This window comes from Vibrio sp. bablab_jr001, assembly GCF_016464285.1.
GTDB lineage: Bacteria > Pseudomonadota > Gammaproteobacteria > Enterobacterales > Vibrionaceae > Vibrio > Vibrio fluvialis.
In genome coordinates this window covers 1-215 of record NZ_JACDWZ010000081.1, presented here as the reverse complement: position 1 = coordinate 215, position 215 = coordinate 1, and the positions used below count along the sequence as shown (strand labels likewise).

The following is a 215-nucleotide window of genomic DNA, read 5'->3' as shown; positions in this document are numbered from 1 at the left end:
CACGGTGAATACGTTCCCGGGCCTTGTACACACCGCCCGTCACACCATGGGAGTGGGCTGCAAAAGAAGCAGGTAGTTTAACCTTCGGGAGGACGCTTGCCACTTTGTGGTTCATGACTGGGGTGAAGTCGTAACAAGGTAGCGCTAGGGGAACCTGGCGCTGGATCACCTCCTTATACGAATGATTATTGCGATGAGTGTTCACACAGATTGAT

The 215-nt window shown here is 52.6% G+C and carries 1 rRNA gene; it reads left to right on the top strand.

Annotated features, from left to right (window positions below):
* Nucleotides 1-176, top strand: a 16S ribosomal RNA gene (locus JIG40_RS12810); the annotation flags it as partial.
* Nucleotides 177-215 lie beyond the last annotated feature (39 nt).